The sequence below is a fragment of the Streptomyces formicae genome, from assembly GCF_002556545.1.
Classification (GTDB): Bacteria; Actinomycetota; Actinomycetes; order Streptomycetales; family Streptomycetaceae; genus Streptomyces; species Streptomyces formicae_A.
In genome coordinates, this window is record NZ_CP022685.1 from 1,256,987 (window position 1) to 1,276,537 (window position 19,551).

At 72.3% G+C, this 19,551-nt stretch carries 18 protein-coding genes; 8 read left to right on the forward strand and 10 right to left on the reverse strand.

What is annotated here, in order from left to right:
• Positions 1-8: 8 nt before the first annotated feature.
• Entirely contained in the window at positions 9-908 is a 900-nt protein-coding gene (locus KY5_RS05045) for a hypothetical protein (protein WP_098241063.1), read from the reverse strand.
• A 191-nt stretch (positions 909-1,099) separates the two neighbouring features.
• Here KY5_RS05045 and KY5_RS05050 point away from each other — a divergent pair, with 191 nt between their 5' ends.
• Together KY5_RS05050 and KY5_RS05055 are read left to right on the forward strand one after the other, a co-directional pair.
• Complete coding sequence (locus KY5_RS05050; protein ID WP_098241064.1) at positions 1,100-2,293, forward strand: CaiB/BaiF CoA transferase family protein; 1,194 nt, start codon at positions 1,100-1,102, stop codon at positions 2,291-2,293.
• Positions 2,290-3,456 (forward strand): acyl-CoA dehydrogenase family protein, encoded by a 1,167-nt coding sequence (locus tag KY5_RS05055; RefSeq protein WP_098241065.1) that lies wholly within the window; start codon positions 2,290-2,292, stop codon positions 3,454-3,456. Before KY5_RS05050 ends, KY5_RS05055 begins: the two co-directional genes overlap by 4 nt.
• Positions 3,457-3,469: 13 nt before the next feature.
• Here the strand turns inward: KY5_RS05055 and KY5_RS05060 are convergent, their stop codons facing one another.
• From KY5_RS05060 to KY5_RS05070, 3 genes are all read right to left on the reverse strand, one after another.
• Positions 3,470-4,027 (reverse strand): YbaK/EbsC family protein, encoded by a 558-nt coding sequence (locus tag KY5_RS05060; protein WP_098241066.1) that lies wholly within the window; start codon positions 4,025-4,027, stop codon positions 3,470-3,472.
• 19 nt (positions 4,028-4,046) lie between these two features.
• Positions 4,047-4,631: a helix-turn-helix domain-containing protein gene (locus tag KY5_RS05065; RefSeq protein WP_098241067.1), complete on the reverse strand. Its 585-nt coding sequence runs from the start codon at positions 4,629-4,631 to the stop codon at positions 4,047-4,049.
• Positions 4,632-4,800: 169 nt separating this feature from the next.
• Positions 4,801-5,538 (reverse strand): acyltransferase, encoded by a 738-nt coding sequence (locus tag KY5_RS05070; protein ID WP_098241068.1) that lies wholly within the window; start codon positions 5,536-5,538, stop codon positions 4,801-4,803.
• Between the two features lie 143 nt (positions 5,539-5,681).
• Here KY5_RS05070 and KY5_RS05075 point away from each other — a divergent pair, with 143 nt between their 5' ends.
• Positions 5,682-6,215, forward strand: a complete 534-nt coding sequence (locus KY5_RS05075) for a gamma carbonic anhydrase family protein (RefSeq protein WP_098241069.1) — start codon at positions 5,682-5,684, stop codon at positions 6,213-6,215.
• A 29-nt stretch (positions 6,216-6,244) separates the two neighbouring features.
• Here KY5_RS05075 and KY5_RS05080 read toward each other — a convergent pair whose 3' ends face one another.
• From KY5_RS05080 to KY5_RS05095, 4 genes are all read right to left on the reverse strand, one after another.
• Complete coding sequence (locus tag KY5_RS05080) at positions 6,245-6,937, reverse strand: DedA family protein (RefSeq protein WP_098241070.1); 693 nt, start codon at positions 6,935-6,937, stop codon at positions 6,245-6,247.
• A 55-nt stretch (positions 6,938-6,992) separates the two neighbouring features.
• Positions 6,993-8,621 carry a carboxylesterase/lipase family protein gene (locus tag KY5_RS05085; protein ID WP_098241071.1) on the reverse strand — a complete coding sequence of 543 codons (1,629 nt, stop codon included), beginning with the start codon at positions 8,619-8,621 and terminating at the stop codon, positions 6,993-6,995.
• On the reverse strand, positions 8,618-11,107 hold the full coding sequence (locus KY5_RS05090; RefSeq protein WP_098241072.1) for a beta-glucosidase family protein: 2,490 nt from the start codon (positions 11,105-11,107) through the stop codon (positions 8,618-8,620). The genes KY5_RS05085 and KY5_RS05090 overlap by 4 nt, the downstream gene beginning before the upstream one ends.
• Before the next feature lie 242 nt (positions 11,108-11,349).
• Positions 11,350-11,793 carry a DUF4442 domain-containing protein gene (locus KY5_RS05095; protein WP_098241073.1) on the reverse strand — a complete coding sequence of 148 codons (444 nt, stop codon included), beginning with the start codon at positions 11,791-11,793 and terminating at the stop codon, positions 11,350-11,352.
• Between the two features lie 97 nt (positions 11,794-11,890).
• On the opposite strand from KY5_RS05095, the gene KY5_RS05100 reads away from it, so the two are divergent.
• From KY5_RS05100 to KY5_RS05115, 4 genes are all read left to right on the forward strand, one after another.
• Positions 11,891-12,868, forward strand: coding sequence for a hypothetical protein (locus KY5_RS05100; RefSeq protein WP_098241074.1), 978 nt, complete (start codon positions 11,891-11,893; stop codon positions 12,866-12,868).
• 126 nt (positions 12,869-12,994) lie between these two features.
• Positions 12,995-14,044, forward strand: coding sequence for a hypothetical protein (locus KY5_RS05105; RefSeq protein ID WP_098241075.1), 1,050 nt, complete (start codon positions 12,995-12,997; stop codon positions 14,042-14,044).
• A gap of 194 nt (positions 14,045-14,238) precedes the next feature.
• Positions 14,239-15,342, forward strand: a complete 1,104-nt coding sequence (locus KY5_RS05110) for a hypothetical protein (protein WP_098241076.1) — start codon at positions 14,239-14,241, stop codon at positions 15,340-15,342.
• A 57-nt stretch (positions 15,343-15,399) separates the two neighbouring features.
• The gene (locus KY5_RS05115; RefSeq protein WP_418952741.1) at positions 15,400-16,758 is read left to right on the forward strand and encodes an MFS transporter; all 1,359 of its coding nucleotides are present in this window, start codon (positions 15,400-15,402) and stop codon (positions 16,756-16,758) included.
• Here KY5_RS05115 and KY5_RS05120 read toward each other — a convergent pair.
• Both KY5_RS05120 and KY5_RS05125 read right to left on the reverse strand, forming a co-directional pair.
• Positions 16,720-17,511: a spermidine synthase gene (locus tag KY5_RS05120; RefSeq protein WP_098247066.1), complete on the reverse strand. Its 792-nt coding sequence runs from the start codon at positions 17,509-17,511 to the stop codon at positions 16,720-16,722. The two genes, KY5_RS05115 and KY5_RS05120, sit on opposite strands and share 39 nt — an antisense overlap.
• A gap of 107 nt (positions 17,512-17,618) precedes the next feature.
• A complete protein-coding gene (locus tag KY5_RS05125; RefSeq protein WP_098241078.1) occupies positions 17,619-18,302 on the reverse strand; it encodes a TetR/AcrR family transcriptional regulator in 684 nt (227 codons plus the stop codon).
• Positions 18,303-18,373: 71 nt separating this feature from the next.
• Between KY5_RS05125 and KY5_RS05130 the strand changes: the two genes are divergently transcribed.
• Positions 18,374-19,519 (forward strand): serine hydrolase domain-containing protein, encoded by a 1,146-nt coding sequence (locus tag KY5_RS05130; RefSeq protein ID WP_098241079.1) that lies wholly within the window; start codon positions 18,374-18,376, stop codon positions 19,517-19,519.
• Positions 19,520-19,551: the final 32 nt, after the last annotated feature.

Here is a 19,551-nt window from a genome sequence, read left to right on the forward strand (position 1 = left end):
GCCCCGTCTCAGGCGAACGTCACCCGCGCGCTCGCGTGCCGCTCCTCGCGGCGGCTCGCGACCCACAACTCCGCGCCACCCGCCCCCTCCTCACCCGTCCCTTCCTCACCCGCCGCCACCAACTGCTCCCCCGCGAACAGCGGCGCGCGCAGGCGGTACGACAGCGCCCGCACCGTCCGCCCCTGAGCGTTCTCACGGACCAGTTCGAGCATGAGCAGGACGAGCAGCGGGCCGTGCACCACGAGCCCGGGGTAGCCCTCGACGTCCTTGCAGTACGGAGTGTCGTAGTGGATGCGGTGCGCGTTGGCGGTCAGGGCGCTGAACCGGAAGAGCAGCGAAGGGGTGGGCCGCAGGAGCAGTTTCCAGGGTGCCCGCACGGGCGGGGCGTCCGCCGTGTCGAGCGCGGAGCGGGTGCGGCGGCGCGCGTCGTCGCCGCTACGGTAGACGACGTCCTGCTCCTCGACGACGCGGACCGTGCCCTCCTGGCTGATCTCGTGCCGGACGGTCACGAACAGCATCTCGCCGGTGCGGCCGTGCTTGACCTCGGCGCCGACGACGCGGCTCGCGCGGTGGGCCGCGGCACCGAGAAGGAGCGGCGCGGTGAACTCGGCCCTGCCGCCCGCGATCATCCGCCGCCGGTCGGGGACGGGCGGCAGGAAGGGCCCTTCGGCCGGGTGCCCGTCCGCGCCGAGCCGCCGCTGCTCGGGCCAGTCGAGGAAGTACGGCCAGTGCCACAGGGGCGGCAGCGGTTCACCGGGACCGGGGGCCGTGTCCTGCCGGTCGAGGAGCGCGCCGAGGGCGGCGGCGGGCGCGGCGGACAGCGGGTCCGTGGCGGTGACCGGTGCCGGGTGCCACTCGGTCACGTACGACGCGAGCCCCGTGGGGCGCCCGGACGGTGTGTGCTCCATCGTCACCTCTTGTGCCGTACGAAACCGGCTCAAGCCTCTGTCCCCGCGCGGAGCCCGTCAAGCCCGGACGCCGAAGGGCCGGTGAGCAGGGGGGGCATTGACGCTCCTCGATTTGACCGGACAAACTCGGCCCGGGGCGCCCTGCTCCACCCCCGACGACTGCTCACGCACCCACCCGAGGGAGACACCCCGTGCCCCACCCGCTCCCCCTCGCAGGCATCACCGTCGTCAGCCTGGAGCAGGCCGTCGCCGCCCCCTTCGCCACCCGGCAGCTCGCCGACCTCGGCGCCCGCGTCATCAAGGTGGAGCGTCCCGGGGGCGACTTCGCGCGGCGGTACGACACCACGGTGCACGGCCAGGCCAGTTACTTCGTCTGGCTGAACCGCTCCAAGGAGTCGCTCACCCTCGACCTCAAGTCGGAGCGCGGCAGGGAGATCCTCGAGGAACTCCTGACGGGCGCGGACGTCTTCGTGCAGAACCTCGCGCCCGGCGCCGCCGACCGGCTCGGCCTGGGCCAGGAGGCGCTGCGGGCCCGCCATCCGTCCCTGATCCCCTGCACCGTCAGCGGCTACGGCACGGACGGGCCGTGGGCCGACCGCAAGGCGTACGACCTGCTCGTGCAGTGCCAGACGGGGCTCCTCCAGCTCACCGGGACCCCCGAGGAGGCGGTGCGGGCGGGGATCTCGGTGGCCGACATCGCGGGCGGGATGTACGCGTACAGCGGCATCCTGTCGGCCCTGTTCACCCGGGCGACGACCGGGCGCGCGACGACCGTCGAGGTCTCGCTCTTCGACGCGCTCGCCGAATGGGTGAGCCAGCCCGCCTACTACACGCGCTACGGCGGCACCCAGCCACCGCGCGTGGGAGCCCGGCACGCGACGGTCGCCCCGTACGGCCCGTTCACCGCGGCGGACGGCAAGGACGTCCTGCTCTCCGTGCAGAACGAACGCGAATGGGCTTCCCTGTGCGCGGAGTTCCTCGGCAGGCCCGAGCTGGCGGACGATCCGCGGTTCGCCACGGGGGCCGATCGCGTGGCGCACCGCGACGAGCTCGACGCGATCATCTCCGCACGCTGCGCAGGACTCGGCAGCGACGAGATGATGACGCTGCTCGACCGCGCCAACATCGCCAACGCGGGCGTCAATTCGGTCCACGAGTTCCTCGACCACCCCGTCCTGACCGAGCGCGGACGCTGGCAGGACATCCAGGTGCCGGGCACGGACGCACCGGTGCAGGCACTGCTGCCGCCCGCCGCCCTAGGCGGAGTGACACCGCGCATGGACCCGGTGCCCGCGGCGGGCGAGCACACCGAGGCGATCCTGCGCGAGCTGGGCCGAGACCCGGACGAGATCGCACGGCTGCGCGCGGAAGGAGTCTGCCGGTGAGCGCCCTGGACACCCTGCCCGCCGAGGAGCGGCTGGTCGTGACGACCGTACGGGACTTCGTCGACGAGCAAGTCAAGCCGGTCGTGCGGGAGTTGGAGCACTCCGACACCTACCCCGATGCCCTCATCGAGGGCATGAAGGAGCTCGGCGTCTTCGGACTCGCCGTCCCCGAGGAGTTCGGCGGCACCCCCGTCTCCACCTCCTGCTACGTCCTGGTCACCGAGGAACTGGCGCGCGGCTGGATGAGCCTGGCGGGCGCGATGGGCGGCCACACGGTCGTCGCGAAGCTCCTCGTGCACTACGGCACCGCGGCCCAGCGGAGCCACTGGCTGCCCCGCATGGCCACCGGCGAGGTGCGCGCGACCATGGCGCTGACCGAGCCGGAGGGCGGCTCCGACCTCCAGGCGCTGCGCACGGTGGCCCGCCGCGACGGGGACGCGTACGTCGTCGACGGAGCGAAGACGTGGATCACCAACTCCCGCCGCTCACAACTGATCGCGCTGCTCTGCAAGACCGATCCGGCCGCCGAGCCCCGCCACCGCGGCATCTCCGTGCTGCTCGCCGAGCACGGCCCCGGCCTCACCGTCTCGCGCGACCTGCCGAAGCTCGGCTACAAGGGAGTGGAGAGCTGCGAGCTGTCCTTCGACGGCCTGCGCGTGCCCGCCGACGCGCTCCTCGGCGGCATCGAGGGCCGGGGCTTCGGGCAGATGATGAAGGGTCTTGAGACGGGCCGCCTCCAGGTCGCCGCCCGCGCGCTCGGGGTGGGCCGCGCCGCGTTCGAGGACGCGCTGCGCTACGCCCAGGAGCGCGAGTCCTTCGGCGTGCCGATCTGGCAGCACCAGTCCATCGGCAACTACCTCGCCGACATGGCGACTTCGCTCTCCGCGGCCCGCCAGCTCACCCTGCACGCGGCCCGCGAGGCCGACGCGGGGCGGCGCGTGGACATGGAGGCGGGCATGGCCAAGCTCTTCGCGTCCGAGACGGCCATGCGGATCACCCTGGACGCGGTGCGCATCCACGGCGGGCACGGCTACTCCACGGAGTTCGACGTCGAACGCTACTTCCGCGACGCTCCGTTGATGATCGTCGGCGAGGGCACCAACGAGATCCAGCGCAATGTGATCGCGCGTCAGCTCGTCGCGCGCGGCGGCCTTGACGCCTGAGCGGCGCGTCGCGTCAGACGACGCCGAGCCCTTCGACGACGACCGCGTTCGGCAGCCCGGCGAGCACCTTGCCGGGCACGATCAGCTTGCCGCGTCGGCTGCCGCTGCCCACCAGGACGTACGACAGATCGGCGACGGCCGGGTCGACGAGCACCGGCCACGCGGCGGGCAGCCCGATCGGCGTGATGCCGCCGTACTCCATGCCGGTCTCGCCCGTGGCCGTCTCCATCGGGGCGAACGACGCCTTGCGGGCGCCGAGTTGGCGGCGGACCGCGCCGTTCACGTCCACCCGCGTCCCGGACAGCACGACGCACGCGGCGAGCGTGGTCTCGCCGCCGCGCTTGCCCGCGACGACGACGCAGTTGGCGGACCGACCGAGCAGCTCGGGCCCGTAGTGCTCGAGGAAGGTGGCGGTGTCGGCCCACCGCGGGTCGGTGTCGACGTGCACCAGCTCCTCGGCCCCCACGGCACCGGCCAGGGTTCGTACGGCGTCGGCGACGGGTGCGACGAGCAGGTCGAGGGCTTCGGGAGCGGGGTGGACGACGTCGAAGTCACCGAGGGGAGCGCGCATGGCGGCACGGTAACAGCCGTCAGTAGGAGGCGGCGTGGGCGGGCGGCACCGAGACCGACATCGTCATCGTGACCGGCTCCGCGCCCTTGTTGTGGTAGCCGTGCGGCACGTCGGCCTCGAACGTGGCGGCGCTGCCCGCGGGGACCTGGTGCTCGGCGCCGTCGACGAGCAGCGTCAGTTCGCCCGCCGAAACGTGCAACAGCTCGACGGTGCCCGGCGGATGGGCGTCGGAGTCCGTGCCCTCGCCCGGCATCAGCCGCCAGGACCACAGCTCGAAGGGGCCCCGCGCGTCGGTGCCGACCAGGAGCGTGGTGCTGCTCCCCGCGTCCGTGGACCACATGCGCACCGCCTGCTCCGGCGGCACCAGCCGGACGTGCGAGCCCTGTTCGTAGTCGAGGAGCGTGGTGATGCTGACGCCGAGCGCGTCGGCGAGCTTGACCGTGATGCCGACGCTGGGGTTGGTCCTGGCCTGCTCGATCTGGATGATCATGCCGCGGCTGACGCCCGCGCGGGCCGCGAGGGTGTCGAGGGTGAAGCCCCTCTCGCCGCGCCAGCGCTTGAGGTTGCGCGCGAGCGACTGGGTCAGCTGGTCGAGGTCCGACACATTCCGTCCAATTTCCTGGGTGACGGGGTTCAGGGCACTGAACGTCAGGTCACTGAACTACGGCGTGGTGCACCTGATGGTTCCCGGTGGTTCAACACACTGTACTGCGAGGACCCTCGCACCACCCCGACGGAGAGAGGACGCTCGCACCACGCCGACGGAGAAGGGCCTACGCCTTCTCCGACTCCCCCAGCGCCACCAACTGTTCCGGCGTGACCCCGTCGGGTATCGGCACGGGCGCGGGCGTGCGCAACGGCGGCTCCCACCCGCGCTCGGCGTCCCACGTCCGCACCACCTTGGCCGGGGCGCCCGCCACGACCGCGTGGTCGGGCACCGCGCCACGGACGACCGCGCCCGCCGCGACGACGACGTTGCGTCCGATCCGCGCCCCGGGCAGAATCACCGCCCCTGTGCCGATCCAGCAGCCGGAACCGATCTCCACCGGCTCCATCCTCGGCCACTGCTTCCCGATCGGCGTGTGCGGATCGTCGTACGAGTGGTTGGTGGACGTCACGTACACATAGGGCCCGAAGTAGCAGTCGTCGCCGATGGAGACCGTGGTGTCGGCGATGACGTGGCTGCCCCGTCCGAGCACGACGCCGTTGCCGATGCGCAGGATCGGGTCGGGTCCGAGGTCGAGGTCCGGCATCATCCCGGCGGTGAGCGTGACGTGCTCCCCGACGATGCAGTGGTCGCCGAGCCTGATCCAGGGCTCCCCGAAGACCGTGCCCTGCGGGAACGCGAGCTTGGTGCCCTCGCCGATCGCCCCGAACCGCAGCCGCCCGGGGTGCGCCGACGTCACCGCGCCCGTGCGCTGCACCCAGGACCAGCCCGCGTGGACGGCGCGCTGCGCGATGCGGCGCCGCGCGGCGGCAAGGGATGAGAACGTGTTCCTGTTCTTCGGCACGCGCTCACGTTACTCAGTGGCCCGGAGCCGCGCAGGCCCCCGCCCTGTGATCTTCACCCCACGCGGCGGCCCGCGCCCCGGCGTCCCGTACGGTGCCGTCAGGCGCGACGTCACACAGACGCACGGAAGCAGGGAGCGAGTCGATGGGCCACGAGGCACTCATCACCGGCATCGGCGGCAAGGACCCGAAGATCGACCAGGACGCCTTCACCGCGCCCACGTCCGTCGTGCTAGGCGAGGTGACGCTGCACGCGGGCGCGAGCACCTGGTACGGCGCGGTGCTGCGCGCCGACTGCGGGCCCATCGTCATCGGCGCCGAGAGCAACATCCAGGACAACTGCACCCTGCACGTCGACCCGGGCTTCCCCATCACGGTCGGCGAGCGCGTCTCGGTCGGTCACAACGCCGTCCTGCACGGCTGCACCGTCGAGGACGACTGCCTGATCGGCATGGGCGCCACCGTCCTCAACGGCGCGGTGATCGGGGCCGGTTCCCTGGTCGCGGCGCAGGCGCTCGTGCCCCAGGGCATGGAGGTGCCCCCGGGCTCGCTCGTCGCGGGCGTGCCCGCGAAGGTACGCAGGCAGCTCACGGACGAGGAGCGCGAGGGCATCTCCCTGAACGGCACGATGTACGTCGAGCTGGCCAAGGCCCACCGCGACGCGCACGCCACCGGGTGACCCCGACCGGGTGAAGCGGGCCGGGTGGCTCAGTCGGTGGCCGGGACGGACTGCCGCTCGGCCACCGTGGCCTCGGCACCGGTGCCGGTACCTGCGGTACCGGCACGCTCCGCCTCGGCCGCCGCCTTCTTCGCCCGGCGCTTGACCAGCAGCATCGAGGCGAGCCCGATCAGCACGGCGGCGGCGAGCCCCAGGTACGAGAAGCGCTTGAGCCAGTCCTCGGCGACCACGCCGATGTAGTAGATGACGGCGGTGGTGCCGCCCGCCCAGACGATGCCGCCGAGGACGTTGGCGATCAGGAACTTCCAGTACGGCATGCGCAGTACGCCCGCGAGCGGTCCCGCGAAGATCCGCAGCAGGGCGACGAAGCGGCCGAAGAAGACCGCCCACATGCCCCACTTCTGGAAGGACCGCTCGGCGCTCGCCACGTTCGCCGCATTGAAGTGCTTGGGGAACTTCCGCTCCAGCCAGGCAAGGAGCGGCCGTCCGCCCTTGCGCCCGATGGCGTACCCGATCGAGTCACCGATGATGGCGCCCGCGCTCGCGCACGCACCGAGCACGACGGGGTCGATGTCGCCGTGCTGGGACGACAGGAGCGCCGCGGAGATCAGGACGATCTCGCCGGGCAGCGGAATGCCCAGGCTCTCCAGGCCGATGACGAGGGCCACCAGCGCGTAGATGCTGACGGCTGGTACGTGCTCCAGCCACTCCTGGACGTGCAACGCCGGTTCCTCCGTAATGCTGTGCGTACGAGACGGGCAGCCTACCGGGAGGTGTTCACTCCGAAGGAACGGCGTCCCAGAGATCGCAGCGGTGCTCGCCGTGCGCGGTCGCGCTGATCACGGTCCCGCCGGCCGACGCGGTGCGCAGGGACAGCACCCGCCCCGGCCGGGTGCGCTGGTCGGGCGCGGTGGGCGCGCCGTGCGCGCGCGGCACGCCGTCGCGGACGAACGAACCCCAGTACCGCACCATCTGCCGTGAAAGGGCCCTCTGTTCGGCGTTGAGCGGTGAGACGAGACCGAAGTGCTTGAAGAGGTACTGCACCTCGTTGACGTGCGTCGCGCCGAAGTCGAAGTCCGTGTCGAGCTTGCGCAGCGAGGCGAACGGCGGCGAGGTACGGTCGGCGAACTCGTAGGCGTAGACGGGCCCGCGCCCCGCGAGCGCCTTGTTCATCCGCAGGGCGGTGCAGGCGAACATGCGGTCCCCGACCGCCGCCGCGTAGGCGAGGGTCGGCGAGGCGTGGGCACGGAGCGGGTACTCCTTCAGGACGCGGCCGCCCAGCTCGGGCCCGTACGCCTCGGTGAGCGCGGGTCCGTACCGCTCGGCGGTCAGCGGGGTGCCCCGCCCGTCGAACTGGGAGAAGGCGAAGAGGCGTCCCTCGTCGCTGTTGGCGCCGTTCAGGACCGGGACACGGGCCGCGCTCCCGTTCTCGTACGCCCGTTTGGGCTGGACCGGCAGGAAGGCGCCGCCGACGACCGGGCCCCAGTCGAAGCCGGCCTGTGCGGCGAGGATCTCCTCGGCGGGCCTGGCCCGCAGGCAGGCGAGTGCGGTCGCCGGGTCGGGGCAGCCCGCCTTCTTCGCGAACGCCGTGCCGTCGCCGACGGCCCGCCGGTGCTCGCGGCCCGCGCAGTCGCCGTACGCGCCGCTCTCCACGATGGCCGCGCGGTACAGGCCGCGCGCGGTGGGCGAGGCGAGCAGGGTGCAGACGGAGCGGCCGCCCGCGGACTCGCCCGCGATGGTGACGCGGCCCGGATCACCGCCGAAACGGGCGACGTTGGCGCGCACCCAGCGCAGCGCGGCCTGCTGGTCGAGCAGTCCGTAGTTGCCGGAGACGCGGTCGGACGCCTCGCCGTCGAGCCCTTCGGCGGCGAGGAACCCCATGGCTCCCAGGCGGTAGTTGACGGTGACGACCACGGTGCCGGTCTCGCGGGCGAAGGTGTCGGGCACGATGTCCTCGCCCGCGCCCGCGGTGAGCCCGCCGCCGTGCAGCCAGACCATCACGGGGCGGTGGCGCGCGTCTTTGGGGGTGTACACATTGAGGTCGAGGCAGTCCTCGGTGTGGCTGGGCTTCTCGTAACCCGGGTCCCAACTCGCTGTCTGTACGCAGCGGTTGCCGAATGCGGTGGCCCCGCGCACGCCGCCCCAGGGTTCGGCGGGCCGGGGCTCCTTCCAGCGCAGGGCGCCGACGGGCTGCTCCGCGTACGGAATCCCGAGGAACTGCCGCCCCTGCGACGTGGCTGACCCGCGCACCCACCCGGCGTCGGTGCGCACGAGCGCCCGGTCGGCTGCCGCGCCACTCCCGCTCCTCTCCTGCGCCTGTGCCTGCTGCGGCACGAGCGTGGCCGCGGCGGCCGCCGCCAGGGCGGCGACGACCGACGCGGCGCGTCGTATCCGGCTTCTCCTCATGATCTGGCTCCCTTGACGACGACGGTTCCCGAAAGGATCAACTCACGTGCGCTGGTGCCCACTTGCACGGTTCTGCGTCCCGTGCCGAGCACCCAGTCGTGCCGTTCGACGTCCCACGTGGAGAGGGTCCGCCCGGCCACCCGTACGGTCAGGCGCCGCCGCTCCCCCGCACGCAGCAGGACCCGCCGGTAGCCGCCGAGCACCCGCGGGGCCCGGGGCGCCCGCACGTCGGGTGACGGGCCGACGTACACCTGCGCCACGGTGACGCCGTCACGGGCCCCGGTGTTGCGTACGGTGAACTCCGCCTCGACGCCGTCGCGTCCCGACCGACGGACCGTCAGATCCGAGTAGGCGAAGGTGGTGTACGACATCCCGTGCCCGAACGGGAAGAGCGGCCGCACCCCTTCGGCGTCGTACCAGCGGTAGCCGACGCGGATGCCCTCCGTGTACTCCTCGACGCCGTCCACGCCCGGGTATCGACGCCGGTCACCGGCCGTCGGGTGGTGGTCGTCGTCCACGGGGAACGTCTGGGTGAGCCGCCCGCCGGGGTCGCGGTCCCCGAACAGGACGGCGGCGGTGGCGGCCGCGCCCTCCTGCCCGGGGTAGTACATCTGCAGGACGGCGGCGGTCCGCTCCAGCCACGGCATGGCGGTCGCCGACGAGGTGTTGAGGACCACCGCCGTCCGCGGGTTGGCCGCCGTCACCGCTCTGATCAGCGCCTCCTGGTGCCCCGGCAGGGCGAGCGCCGTGCGGTCCTGGCCCTCCGTGGCGTCCTCGTACGCGAAGAGGACGACGGCGTGCGCGCCGCGCGCCGCCCGTACGGCCTCGGCGACGTCGGCCGCCCGGGTGGCTGCCGTGACGCGCCTCAGCCGGAACGTCTGCCCCTGGTCGCCGCCCTTCGCCCGGATCCTCAGGCGGTGCCCGCCCCGCGTGAGGGGCCGCGTGGCGCGGCGCACGCTCAGCCCGTCGGGCGCCGTCGACGTCAGGCCGCCGGTGAAGAACTCGCCGACGCCGGGCCGCGGGGGAAACAGCTCCGCGCCGTCCAGCTCCACCGCGGGCCGCTCCCCGGAGTAGTGCACGACGAACATCCACTCGTCCCTGTCCCGCACGGTGAGCGTCCCCTCGTACGACCAGTCCCTGCCCGCGGCGACCTCCTGGCCCTCCGGGTCGAAGCCGGGCGTGAGCGCGGACTCGGGCAGCGGCTTGCCGTAGAGGTCCTCACCGAGGGAGTAGGTGACGCGGGCGCCCTTCCCCGCGCGGGACTTGAGGGCGTCCAGCGGTGCCTGCGCGTGGTCGGGCACGACGTGGGCGCTGCCGCCGCCGCTGACGAACGGGTACATGCCGGTGGGGCCGATGACGGCGATGTCGCGGGCCGCGCGGCCGGTCAGGGGCAGCATGCCGGACGCGTTGCGCAACAGCGTGGCACCCGCCTCGGCCACCTCCCTGGCGACGGCGGCACCGGCCTTCGGATCGCGCTCCGGCCGCCTCGGGGCGCTCCCGTCGAGCAGCCCGAACCGGTCCATGACGCCGAGGATCCTGCGCACGGAGCGGTCCACCTGGGCCTCGGGGACACTGCCGTCCTGGACCGCCCGCTTCAGGGCGGCCCCGAAGTAGCCGTCGTCCGGCATCTCCATGTCCAGGCCCGCGGCGATCGCGGCGACGGTGCTGTGCTGCGCGAACCAGTCGGTCATCACCCAGCCCTCGAAGCCCCAGAGCTCGCGCAGGACGTCACTGAGCAGCGTCTTGTTCTCGCAGGCGAAGGCGCCGTTGACCTTGTTGTACGCCCCCATGACCGACCCGGCACCGGCCGCGACGGCCGCCTCGAAGCCGCGCAGCTCCGTCTCGTGCAGGGTCCGCTCGTCCACCCGCACGTCGACGGACATGCGGTCCTTCTCCTGGTTGTTCAGGGCGAAGTGCTTGACGGTGGCGATGAGGCCCTCGCCCTGGATCCCCTTGATCTCCTCGGCGACCAGTTCGGCGGCGAGCAGCGGATCCTCGCCGAAGGTCTCGAAGTTGCGGCCCGCGTACGGCGTACGGATGAGGTTGACCATCGGCGAGAGCAGCACGTCCTGCCCCAGGGCACGTCCCTCGCGGCCGATCACCCGGCCGTAGCGGCGGGCGAGTTCGGGGTCGAAGGCCGAGGCGAGCAGGACGGGCGCGGGCAGTGCGGTGGCGCGGGCGGCGACGCGGACACCGGCGGGGCCGTCGGCGAGGCGCAGGGGCGGGATGCCGAGGCGCGGCACCCCCGGGACGTAGCCCGCCTGGCCGCGGCCCTCGGGGTCGTCGGCGCCGTGCAGCAGCGAGATCTTCTCGTCGAGCGTGAGCCTGCCGATGAGGGACTCGACGCGGGGACCGGCGCCGGGGTCCCGTCTCGCGCGGACCGCGGCGTACGACGGGGGCGCCGCACCGGCGGTGATCGCGGCGGCCACGGTGATCGCACCGCCGAGCAGCCCGAGGGCTGACCGCCGGGACACGGAGTCGGACATGAGCCGTCACTTCCTTCTGTGCCTTCGAGCATTCGACCTTTGAACGCACTATGCGACAAAACAGACTTGACGCTTCGTTAGACACCGCGAGGGACGGCGGGAAAACTATGACTGCCACTGACTCGTGTCAACGAGTTGAACAAATTAAGTGAGGAAGCAGCGGACAGCACGGCGCCCGGGACGCGTACTGCCGCGTCCCGGGCGCCGGGTTCGAGAACGGGGTCCCGCGAGGGACCGGTGGATCAGCTGGGGTCGTTCGGCCGCAGGGTCCAGACGACCGTCATCTCGCCGGTGACGGCACCGTCCTCGCGCTGGATCGCGATGGCCACGGGGAACTCGGGTCGCTTGCCCTCGTCGAGCTCGGCGATCACGTCGGCGGCCGGACGGCCGAGGGTCGCCGTGGCCGTCACGGGCCCCATGGCCAGCTTCTTGTACGCGATCTCGGCGCTGACGGCGAGCGGCACGGCCCGCGAGAGCTCCGCGCCGAACGCGGCGAGCACGATGGCCCCGCTCGCGGACTCGCCCAGCGTGAACATGGCACCGGCGTGCGGCCCGCCGACGTGGTTGTGGTACTCGCTCTGGTCGGGCAGGGCCACCACGGCCTTGTCCGGCGCGGTCTCGCGGAACTCGAGGTTCAGCGTCCTGGCCATCGGCACCGTGGCGGCGAGCATCTCGCCGATCGACATCTGGTCTGCGCTCATGGTCGGTGATGTTACCCATGAGTAGCGCCGCTGGCCAGGACTCCGGCACCGGGGAGATCACCGTCACCTAGGGTTGCTCCCCATGTGGCAAGGACAGCAGCCGCCCGGGGGCGAGCAGAACCAGCGTGACCAGCGTCAGAACCCGTACCAGCAGCCGGGGTACCAGCAGCCGAGCCCCTACGGGCAGCAGGCTCCGTGGAACGCGCCGACGGTGCCCGCGGGTCCCGGGGCCGCGCCGCCCGAGCCGCCGCGCGGCGGCGGCAACGGCGGGAGGACCAAACTGATCGCCCTCGTCGCGGCCGGTGCCGTCGTGGTCGCCGCGGGCGTGACGGGCTTCCTGGTGCTCGGCGGCGACGAGGACGACAGCGCGAAGCCGGACCCGACGAAGTCCGCGACGGGCTCGCCTTCGGCGGACGCCTCCGACGACGCCAACCCCCGGACCGGGGACGACGGCGAGCCCGAGCCGACCGTGCCCGGCTGGAAGGTCGTCGTCAATCCGCGGCGCGGCCTCGCCTTCGACGTGCCTCCGGGGTGGGCCCTGGAGTCGAGGGACTGGGCGGGCGGCGTCGTGAAGGAGGGCGACGAGAAGGAGACGTACCTCGCCGCCTTCGCCGCCCCCGCGTACTACCAGCAGAAGTGGTGCGCGACCGACGAGGACAAGGACGGCAGGGCCGACTACACGTCGCTCGCCGCCGCGGGCACCAGGGGCAACAGGGGCGTCAAGAGCACCGAGCAGGCCGCGCGGAACGATGCGACCATGTGGGTCTACGGGGCGTACACCCAGCCCGACAAGAAGAAGGTCACGACCGGCGCCGTCGAGTCGTACACCACCGAGTCGGGCCTCAAGGGCAGCCTGGTGAGCGCCAGTTCGGCCGGGGTCGACAAGCAGGGCAAGTGCGCGTCGGACGGCAAGGCCACCGTGTTCGCCTTCAAGGACTCGGGCGGCGAGTTCGCCTCCTGGTCCTTCCACGGCGCCAAGGGCGTCAAGGACGAGGTGCCCGACGCCACCGTGAAGAAGATCCTCGCGACGGTGCGCGAGTACGACGTCCCCGAGGACTGAGCGGGGGGGGGGACGCCGAGGGTTCGGCGCGGCCCAAGTGCCTTACGGAGTACCTTACGGACCCGGAAAACCGTCGCCCGGGGTGGCTGTGATCTTGCTCGTGGCGCACCCGTATCGTTGCCCGCCATGTGGCCAGGACAGCAGCCGCCCGGGGGCGAGCAGAACCCGCGGGACCAGAGTCAGAACCCGTACCAGCAGCCGGGGTACCAGCAGCCGAACCCCTATCAGCAGCCGGGCTACCAGGCGCCGAATCCGTACCAGCAGCCCGCGCCCGGCCAGGGCGCGGCAGGGGACGGTCGCGGGAGCACGGTCCAGGGCACGGGCATGGGACACGGCGCGGGAGACGGCGGCCGTGGCGGCCGCAACAGGTCCAAGGTCATCGCCGTCGTCGCCGCGGCCGCCGTGGTCGTGGCCGCTGGCGTGACCGGATTCCTGGTGCTCGGCGGCGACAAGGACGACAAGGACACCAAGGCCGACTCCCCCTCGGGATCCGCGGCCGAGAAGCCGGGCGCGGCGCCGGGCACCGACGGCAGCGGCGACGGCGATGACGACGAGCGCGGTACGGACAACGAGCTCAAGCCGACCGTCAAGGGCTGGCGCGTCGTGGTGAACCCCAAGTGGGGCACCGCCTTCGACGTACCGCCGGAGTGGGACGTGCAGAATCCCGGCTCGGCGATCGCCCTGGAGGACCACAAGACCGGCAAGCCGCTCATGACCATGTCGGCTCCCGCGTACCTGAAGCCCAAGTGGTGCGTCGCCGACGACAACAAGGACGGCAGGACCGAGGACCACGAGCTCGCCGCCGTGGGCACCAAGGGCGCCAACGGCGCGAAGAACACCGACGAGGTCGCGGTCAACCAGGTCTCGTGGTGGATCTACGGCGTCTACACGCAGCCCGACAAGAAGAGCCTCGGCCCCGAGGAGAAGGCGGTGCCGTACACCACGAAGTCCGGCATCAAGGGCAGCATCTCGCGCGCCAAGTCCGTCAACACCCCCATGAAGGGCAAGTGCGCGACGGACGGCAAGGCGATCTCCTTCGGCTTCAAGAACGCCGCCGGTGAGTACGTCGTGTGGAGCCTCTACGGCGCCACCGGGGTGAAGGACGAGATTCCCGAGGAGACGGTGATGAAGATCCTCAGCACCGTGCGCACCCAGGGCGACCCGACGGAATCCTGAGGGGAATCCGTCGGGGAATCCGTCGGGGAAACCTGAGGGGAATCCGTACGGGAATCCTCACGGTTTCCCCCTCTTCTCCCCCCTCTTCTTCCCCCTCTTCCTCCCGTCTCCAGGGCCCGTCCCGGGGCCCCGTGCCCGCCCCACCGGGGGCGCCCATGGCACAGGGGCCCCACCCCCCTCTATGGTTACTGGCCATGTGGCCAGAACAGCAGCCGCCCGGGGGCGAGCAGAACCCGCAGGACCAGAGTCAGAACCCGTACCAGCAGCCGGGGTACCAGCAGCCGAACCCGTATCAGCAGCCGGGTTACCAGCAGCAACCGCCGCAGCCGCAGCAGCCGGGCGGCTATCCGCCGCCTCCCGCGCAGCCGCAGCAGCCGACGCAGCCGGGCGCCTTCTCGCAGCCCGAGCAGTCGCACTGGGCGGCTCCGACGCCGCCCCCGATGCCGACGGTGCAGCAGGGCGGCGCCGGGGGCGGCAACGGCGGCGGTGACAAGAAGACGAAGGTCACCGCGATCGTCGCCTCGCTCGCCGTGCTCGCCGCGGCCGGCATCACGGCGTTCTTCGTCCTCGGTGACGACAAGGACGACAAGGTCGACAGCGCGGGGCCCGCGAAGCCCTCGAAGTCCGCGAAGAAGGATCCGAGCCCGGAGCCGAGCGGCGAGAACGAGCGCAACGCGGAGGGCGACAAGCCGACCGTCGACGGCTGGCAGGTCGTGGTGAACCCCAAGTGGGGCACCGCCTACGACGTCCCCGCCGACTGGAAGGTGCAGACGCCCGACACCCTCATCGGCTTCGAGGACGAGAAGAAGGGCGACGGCAGCGCCCTGATCATCATGTCCGCGCCCGCCGTCCTCAAGGAGAAGTGGTGCTCCTCGGACAGCAACAAGGACGGCAAGGAGGACGACACGTCCCTCGCCGTCGTCGGCACCAAGGGCCAGAACGGCGCGAAGGACACCAAGGACGTCGCGCGCAACGACTCGGCCTGGTGGGTCTTCGCCGGGTACACCGACCAGAAGAAGGCCGACAAGAAGAAGATCAAGATCGGCAAGATCGAGGACTACACCACCAAGGCCGGCATCAAGGGCAGCCTCGTCACCACCGTCACCGAGGGCGCCGCCGGATCCGGCAAGTGCGACACGGAGGGCAAGGCCACCACCTTCTCCTTCAAGAACGAGTCCGGTGAGTACGTGGCGTGGACCCTCTACGGCGCCAAGGGCGTCAAGGAAGAGGTCCCCGACGCCACGGTGAAGAAGATCCTCAACACCGTCCGGTGGAGCTCGGGCAGCGACGAGTCCTGAGCCCCGGGGCACGCGGGGCCCGGTTCCGAGCCACGCCGGGCCACGAGGAGAAACCGTTTGGCAAGTCGGCCGCCCGCCGGGGATAGTCCCGGGGTGACGACACCTGCCCCCAGCCTGCGCCGCCCCTCCTGGGCGGGCCGCAACTACACGCTGCTGACCGCCGCCGCGATCGTGACGAACCTCGGAAGCCACGGGGCGTTGATCGCGGCGGCGTTCGCCGTCCTCGACGCCGGCGGCGACGGCGGGGACGTCGGGCTCGTGGCGGCCGCGCGGACCCTGCCGCTCGTGCTGTTCCTGCTCATCGGCGGCGCGGTCGCCGACCGGCTGCCGCGCCACCACGTGATGGTCGCCGCCAACGCCCTCAACTGCTTCTCGCAGGCGGCCTTCGCGGTGCTCGTCCTCGCGGGCGAGCCGCAGCTGTGGCAGATGATGCTGCTCACCGGGCTCGGCGGCATCGGACAGGCGTTCTTCGGCCCGGCGGCCGAGGGCATGCTGATGTCGTCCGTCAGCGGCGAGCAGGCGAGCCGGGCGTTCGCGCTGTACCGGATGGCGATGCAGGGCGCGGGGCTCGGCGGCGCCGCGCTCGGCGGTCTGCTGGTGGCGGCGATGGGCCCCGGCTGGGTGCTCGCCGTGGACGCCGTGGCCTTCGCGGGCGCGGCGGCGCTGCGCTCGCTCCTCGACGTCAGCCACATTCCGCCGCGCGAGCCCGGCGGCGGTCTCCTCGCCGATCTGCGGGACGGCTGGCGGGAGTTCACAGGACGCCCCTGGCTGTGGTCGATCGTGGCGCAGTTCTCCGTCGTGGTCGCGGTGGTGGGCGCCGCGGAGGCGGTCTTCGGCCCACTGGTCGCGCGCGACGAACTGGGCGGCGCCGGGCCCTGGGGCCTCGCGCTCGGCGCGTTCGGTGCGGGCACGGTCGGCGGCGCGCTCCTGATGATGCGGTGGAAGCCGCGACGGCTGCTGTTCGCGGGCACCCTGTGCGTCTTCCCGCTGGCCGCCCCCTCGGCGGCCCTCGCGGTGCCGCTGCCGGTGGCGGGGCTCGCCGCGGTGATGTTCGTCAGCGGTGTGGCGATCGAGGTGTTCGGCGTCTCGTGGATGACGGCGATGCACCAGGAGATCCCCGAGGAGAAGCTGTCGCGGGTCGCGGCCTACGACTGGTTCGGCTCGGTGGCGATGGTGCCGCTGGCCACCGCGCTCGCCGGGCCCGCGGAGTCCGCGTTCGGCAGGTCCGCCTCGCTGTGGGGCTGCGCGGCGCTGGTGATCGTGGTGACGGCGGCGGTCCTCCTCGTCCCCGACGTACGCCATCTGACGCGGCGTACGAAGGAGGTGGCGGCCGGTGCCGGGACCTCCACGGAGGCCGCCCCCGGCTCCGGCCTCGCCTCAGCCGACGCTGAAAGCGCCGCCGGGCGGCTCGGGTGAGGCGACCGCGTCCTCGTCGTGGACGGGCTTCGCGTCGCCGATGAGGCGCCGCAGCCCGTCCCCGTGCTCGACCCGGGCGGGGAAGGCGTCGGACGCCGCGCGCCGGGCCAGGGCCGCGGTGTCGAGCGGTTCCTGCGAGGCGACGAGCACCGCGTTCCCGAAGCGGCGGCCGCGCAGCACGGACGGCTCGGCGATCAGCGCGAGCTCCTGGAAGACCTCGGCGAAGGTGGCCAGTTGGGAGCGGAGGAAGGTGAACGGCGCGCCGTCGGCGAGGTTCGCCGCGTAGCGCCCGCCCGGCCGCAGGACGCGGGCTGCCTCCCTGGCGTAGGCGACGGTGGTCAGGTGCGCGGGCACCCGTGAACCGCCGAAGACGTCGGCGACGACGACGTCCGCGCTGTCGTCCGGCGCCCGGTCGAGCCACGCCCTGGCGTCCGCGCCGTGCACGGTGACCCCCGCGCCCTCGGCCAACGGCAGGTGCTCGGCCACCAGGCGCAGCAGCGCGCGGTCCGCCTCGACCACGTCCTGCCGGGATCCCGGCCGGGTGGCCGCGACGTAGCGGGGCAGGGTGAGCGCTCCCCCGCCGAGGTGGAGGACGTCGAGCGGCAGGCCGGGTTCGCCGGTGGTGTCCAGGACGTGTGCGAGGCGCCGCGCGTACTCGAACTCCAGGTGCGTGGGCGCGTCCAGATCGACGTACGACTGCGGGGCCCCGTCCACCGTGAGCAGCCAGGCCCTGGCACGGTCGACGTCGGGCATCAGCTTGGCGGTGCCGTGATCGACGTCCCGGGTCACCGGAATCGCCTCGTCACCGCCTTCGCCCTCGAACTCGTGCTCGTCCACCTGCCCATTGTGCCTGTCGGCCGTCAGCCCTTGCCATCGTCCGTCGGCGGGCCCTGCGGGATCGCGGCCTCGATCTGGGCGAGTTGAGCGGCGACGAGTGCTTCGAACGCGGCGCTGCGGTCGGCCCCGAGGGGGCGGAGTTCCCGGGCGAAGTGGGCCACGGCGGGGAAGCGTTCGGGGTCGGCGCCGAGCACCGAGACGCGGAACAGCTCCATCCCCTGCTCGTACTCCTCGGGCGTGATGGTGCTGACTCCGGCCTCGGAGGCGATCAGCGCGACGATCAGGACCACGAGGCGGTGGTAGCGCGCCGGAATCTCCTCGTCGGGCAGTCCGGACGCGCGCAGCGCCTGTAGCACCTCCTCCATGACCAGCCGGGAGCCCGCGCCGCTCGACGCGTAGCGCCCCCAGACCGAGGCGAGTTGGGGCTGCTGCCCGAAGGCGTCCCGCGCCCGCAGGGCCAGGGCGGTGACGCGCTGCTTCCAGTCGCCCTCGGGCCGGTAGTCGGCCATGGCGGCCAGCAGGATCCGGTCGGCGACCGCGCGCAGCAGCTCGGTCTTGCTGCGGAAGTGCCGGTAGAGGCTGGAGGAGTCGGTCCCGAGGGCCGCGGCCAGCTTGCGCACGCTGAACGAATCCGCGTCGCTCGTGCGCAGCAGCTCCGCCGCCGCGTCCAGGATTTCTTCGGTCGACCAACGCCTGCGGCCTGCCATGTTGCTCCTCTCGCCGGGCCTCAGCGTACCTATGCACTCACTGTTGCACGCACCGCGTGCATAATGAGGACATGGATAGGGGAGACGAAAGGACGCATGACGTGAAGAACGCGCTGAACTCCACGGAGCTCGACTCGGCCATCGAGAACGTCCACCGCGCCGGCATGCCGGGCCTGTTCGCCGAGGTGCGGGACGGCGACGAGGTCTGGCGCGGCGCCGCGGGCGTCGCCGATGTCGCCACCGGACGCCCCGTCACCGCCGACATGCGCCACCGCGTCGGCAGCGTCACCAAGACCTTCACCGCCGCCGCGGTCCTGCAACAGGTCGAGGCCGGTCGGGTCGGCCTCGACACACCGATCAGCCACTACCTTCCGAAGCTCGTGCCCGGAGGGCGCGGCGACGCGATCACGGTCCGGATGCTGATCAACCACACCAGCGGCCTCGCCGAGTACCTGCCGTACGCCTACCCGTCCTTCAGGGCGTTCCCCGACCTCGCGGGCACCGGGCCCCGGAGCATGGACGACCATCGCTTCACGCGGTTCGACCCCCTCGCGCTGATCGAGATGGGGGTCGCCGCCCCCGCCACCGGCGCCCCTGGCAGCGCTCCCGGGCTCTACTCCAACACCAACTACCTGCTCCTCGCCCAGCTCCTGGAACACGTGACGGGCACCGTGGCCGAGGAGTGCGTCACCCGGAACGTCATCGAGCCCGCAGGGCTTCGGGACACCGGATTCCCCACCGGACCCCACGTCGAAGGACCGCACTCGCGGCTCTACGAGATGTGGCTCGGCAAGCTCGACCCGCCGCACGAGTACAGCGTCTACGACATGTCGTTCGCGGGCCCCTCGGCCTCGCTGATATCGACCGTCGCGGACCTCAACCGCTTCTTCGGCCTGCTCCTGTCCGGCGAGATCGTCAGCTCCTCGTCGCTGACGGAGATGCAGCGCACCGTCCGGATCGTCTCCCAGGAACAGAAGACGATCGACTACGGCCTCGGCCTGTACCCGACCGAAGGCCCGGACCGGAGCGTCTTCTGGGGCCACGGCGGCACCGTCTGGGGCGGTGGGACGCTGGCCGTGGTCCGCGCCGACGGCAAGCGGCAGCTGGCGGTCGCGGTCAACATGCAGCGGTGGAACAGGCTCGATGCCTCGGGCAGGCCGGAGCCCCATCCCATCGACGAGGCGCTCGCGACGCTGTACCGCGTGGCGATGACGTAGGCCCTGCTCCTCGTCGCTCCCGCCCGGGAGAC